The 4,166-nt window shown below is 69.9% G+C and carries 4 protein-coding genes; all 4 read left to right on the top strand.

The window, feature by feature from the left end; translation table 11 throughout:
• The first annotated feature begins 218 nt into the window (after positions 1–218).
• The 4 genes from istA to VF468_00295 all read left to right on the top strand — a co-directional run bounded on the left by istA (position 219) and on the right by VF468_00295 (position 4,020).
• Positions 219–1,754 (top strand): IS21 family transposase, encoded by a 1,536-nt coding sequence (gene istA, locus VF468_00280; GenBank protein ID HEX5876763.1) that lies wholly within the window; start codon positions 219–221, stop codon positions 1,752–1,754.
• A 126-nt stretch (positions 1,755–1,880) separates the two neighbouring features.
• Entirely contained in the window at positions 1,881–2,660 is a 780-nt protein-coding gene (istB, locus tag VF468_00285; protein ID HEX5876764.1) for an IS21-like element helper ATPase IstB, read from the top strand.
• Between the two features lie 286 nt (positions 2,661–2,946).
• Positions 2,947–3,384, top strand: coding sequence for a hypothetical protein (locus VF468_00290; GenBank protein HEX5876765.1), 438 nt, complete (start codon positions 2,947–2,949; stop codon positions 3,382–3,384).
• 342 nt (positions 3,385–3,726) lie between these two features.
• Positions 3,727–4,020: a hypothetical protein gene (locus VF468_00295; protein ID HEX5876766.1), complete on the top strand. Its 294-nt coding sequence runs from the start codon at positions 3,727–3,729 to the stop codon at positions 4,018–4,020.
• Positions 4,021–4,166 lie beyond the last annotated feature (146 nt).

Genomic DNA, 4,166 nt, shown 5'->3' on the forward strand with positions numbered 1-4,166 from the left:
TGGTGGCAGGCCATGCAGGACCAAGACTGTCAGCAGTCATGAAATTCCCCAGGTGGGGGCGGGTTTCCGTCACGTAATTCCCCACCCTGGTGCGTCACGTTATTCCCCATGGGGACGACGGCGCGTCATCGTCCGGTGGGTCCTGCTCGTGGTTCACGCTCACTGCCGGCCGTCAGGAGGCCCGGACGGGAGCGGTGATGGGCAGGAGGAGTTTCGACGTGGTGGATCTGCTGGAGTTGTTCACGCACTGGGAGGCGGGCCGATCGCAGTCGCAGATCGCGGACAGCCTCAACCTCGACCGGAAGACGGTGCGTAAGTACACGGCGCCGCTGGCCGAGCGGGGCCTGGAGCCCGGCGGCCCGCCGGCCGGTGAGCAGGTGTGGGAGCAGCGGATCGCGGAGTGGTTCCCCGAGGTGGTCGACCGGCGGCTGCGGCAGGTGACCTGGCCGCAGATCGAGGCGCACCGGGACTACATCGTCGACCAGCTGGGGCAGAACGTCACGGTGGCCACGATCAGTCAGCGGTTGGCCGACGAGCACGGTGTGCGGGCGTCGGAGTCGTCGGTGCGGCGGTGGATGAACGCGAACCTGGTCGAACAGGTCGCCCGCAGCAAGGCGTCACCGCCGCGGCCGCCGGTGGAACCGGGCAGCGAGGCGCAGATCGATTACGGCGCTCTGGGGTCGTGGGTCGACCCGGCCACCGACCGGCGGCGGACGTTGTGGGCGTTCGTGATGGTGCTGGCGTGTTCTCGGCTGATGTTTGTGCACCCGGTGCTTCGGTTGGACCAAACATCCTGGTGTGCAAGTCATGTGCTCGCGTTCGAGTACTTTCAGGGTTGCGTGGCTCGCCTCGTCCCCGACAATCTGAAGACCGGGGTGGACCGGCCCGACCTGTACGACCCGAGGATGAACCGGGCCTACGCCGAGCTGGCCACCCATTACGGCGTGCTGCCCGACCCGGCGCGGGTCCGAAAGCCCAAGGACAAGGCCCGGGTCGAGCGGGCAATGCCCTATGTACGTGATTCGTTCTGGCGGGGCCGGGAGTTCACCAGCCTGGAGGAGATCCAGCAGGCCGCCGTGGCCTGGTGCGACGGGGTCGCCAACGTCCGCAAGCATCGCAGCCTGGACGGCGCCACACCCCGGTCGGTGTTCGACGCGGTCGAGGCGCAGGCTTTGAAGCCGTTGCCGCGTAACGAGTTCGTCCTCGCGACCTGGTCGGTTGGCAAGGTGGGGGTGGACTGTCACCTGAAGGTGGGTCCGGCCCTGTACTCCGTGCCGTGGCGGCTGATCGGGCAGCAGTTGCACGCCCGGACCGCCGGCGGCACGGTGCAGATCCTGCAGGAGAACAAGGTCGTGGCCACCCACATCCAGATGCCCAAGGGACGGGCGACCGACTTCGAGCACTACCCGCCGGAGAAGATCGCGTTCCACATGCGCACCCCGACCTGGTGCCGCAACGAAGCCGAGAAGATCGGCCCGGCCACCGCCGCCGTCATCGACGAGCTGATGGAGCACAACGCGATCCACCGGCTCCGCTCGGCGCAGGGCATCATCGGCTTGGCCGGCCGTCCCGGCATCGGCCCGAACCGGCTGGAGGCGGCCTGCGCCCGGGCGCTGGCCGTCGGCGACCCCCGCTACAAGACGATCAAGGGGCTCCTCGCCGTCCACGCCGAAGCCTCGCCGGCCGACCACACCGCCGGCGCCGGCGCGGACACGCCCGCGTTCCTGCGCGGACCCGAGCAACTCCTCGGCTGATCCCCGCTCCGACGACCGATTCGCCCCGGCCCGGCGCTGCGGCCGGTTCGCCGGCCCCTGCCCACCTCCCCATGCCACCTCGTTCCTGTTGTCTTCCTTCAACTCTCATCGAGAGGACACCACGTCATGACGATCCTGGACCCATCCCTGCGGGACGCGTTACGCACCCTGAAGCTGACCGGGATGCTGCAGACCCTGGACGCCCGGCTGGCCCAGACCCGCGACGGCACCCTCGGACACCTGGAATTCCTGCAGGTCCTGTGCGAGGACGAGATCGCCCGCCGGGAGACCGCCGCCCTGGCCCGCCGGATCCGCCGCGCCCGCTTCGAGGAACAGGTCACCCTCGAAGGGTTCGACTTCACCGCCAACCCGAAGATCCCCGCCCCGCAGATCCGCGACCTGGCCGCCCTGCGCTGGCTGGCCGCCGGCGAATCGGTCATCCTGTTCGGGCCCGTCGGGGTGGGCAAGACACACGTCGCCCAGGCCCTGGGCCACCTGGTCGCCCGCCGCGGCGGCGAGGTCCGCTTCGCCAAGACCAGCCGGGTGCTGGCCGACCTCGCCGGCGGGCACGCCGACCGCACCTGGGGCGCCCGGGTCCGCGAGTACACCCGACCCACCGTCCTGATCCTGGACGACTTCGCACTGCGTGAGCACACCGCCGCGCAAGCCGACGACCTCTACGAACTCATCAGCGAACGGGCCGTGCACCACCGCCCGCTGATCCTGACCAGCAACCGCAAGCCAATTGACTGGTACCCGCTGTTCCCGAACCCCGTCGTCGCCGAGTCCCTGCTGGATCGTCTCATCAACACCAGCCACCAAGTCCTCATCGACGGACCGTCCTACCGGCCCCGCAAACGACCCGGGCGGGCCGCCTCGACACCACCGGCCGCCGCCGACCGGTAGGTCCGCACAGCCGGCGAACAGACCCAGGATGCTGCCCGAGCGCACGGCGTCGCCGCCACGGCCGCAGTTGAACCGGCCGCGGGGACGCAGACCGACCACGGGCAGCGTCCCGGGCGTGGGGACGACCCGCCCACCGGCCTCGCCGCGGACCCCGTCAGCAACGCATCCACCCCTGGGCCCGGCCGCTTCAGTCGCCGCAGAAGCGTTGCGCGGCAAAAGACCATCCCGTCCGAACCGATCGATCCGACCGTCTACGCGGCCGCCGCCGCAGAACGAAGAACCTGACATGACCGCCATCAGCACCGACCCCTGGTCCCCTCGAAGTGACCGCACCCTGACCACCCACCCGTCCGCCCTGGAACTGGCCAAGCAGGCCGCCGAGGCCGTCCAAGAGCTCAACCACCGCACCCGCGACGCCCGAGCCTTCACCGGGCCGGCCGAGCTCTACCGGCTGGTCGCCGAGCTGGCACTGCTCGTCGATCGGCTCCCACAACTGCTGGACCAGCTCGACCGCTGGCTGCACGCCGAACACGACGCCGGTCGTCTGCGGTCCGACACCCGCACAGACCCCGACCCGATCATCGCCGCCGCGGCCGCCGAACTGGTCGACGCCGGCGACGCCGCGCACGACCTGGCCGACGTCTTGGCCGCCGCACAACAGCAACTGGCCCACCTGGGCGCCACCCAACCCGACCGCACCACGCATCGACGATCGACCAGTTGATGAAGGCAACACGATCCACCGGCTCCGGCCGCGCTCAGCGCCCATCGTCGGCCTGGCCGACCGGCCCGCCGTCGGTCACACCCCCCGGCGACTGAAGCGGTCCTCTGCCGGCCACGCCGGCGGGTTCCTGCGCGGACCCGACGAACTCCTCGGCCGACCCGGCAAACCCGGCGCCGCCAGTCGACCGCCCGGGCGAGCCGACTCGACACCACCGGCCGCCGTCCGGTACAACCGGACAGGCAGGGCCAACCTGGGGAATTACGTGACGGCACCCCTGGGGAATTTCATGACGGTTGACACCAAGACCTCGCCGCGCTCCAGCAACTGACCGCGGCGGACTACTTGGCGTCGGGTGGCCCGGCCGGGCGCACGACCACCCGCGAACATTTCATCGCCGAGGCCAGCGTCTTCTTTGGCGAGGCAACCAGGATCAACTTCTGGTCACTTACGGCCATACCGGTCCTTCACCTGGAAATCGTGGCAGTCTGCGCCTATGACTGGACCGAGCGTGGCCAGCATGCCGGCCACGCCTTCGAGCTGGCCGGCACCGCGACCGACGTCCTCGTTCGGCGCGAAGACGGGTGGGTGCACCAGGCCCATCATGTGACCCTGCAGCACCCGCCGTCAGCGTCATGACGCAAAAGCTGTCAGAACCGGCGAAGTCAACCTGCCGGCCGAGGACGGCGCCCCCCGGACCCGGCCGATGGCGCGGGGTACTGCCATTCGTCTGGCATTTTGTCGAGATGGTGCTCGCGATGGCGGCGGGCATGGTGGTGCTCTAC

The sequence above is a fragment of the Actinomycetota bacterium genome (genome assembly GCA_036280995.1).
Classification (GTDB): Bacteria; Actinomycetota; CALGFH01; order CALGFH01; family CALGFH01; genus CALGFH01.

What these genes read in the sequence shown, in the direction of transcription:
- istB (HEX5876764.1), top strand. Translation starts at nt 1,881, where the DNA reads ATGACGATCCTGGACCCATCCCTGCGGGACGCGTTACGCACCCTGAAG.
- VF468_00290 (HEX5876765.1), top strand. Translation starts at nt 2,947, where the DNA reads ATGACCGCCATCAGCACCGACCCCTGGTCCCCTCGAAGTGACCGCACC.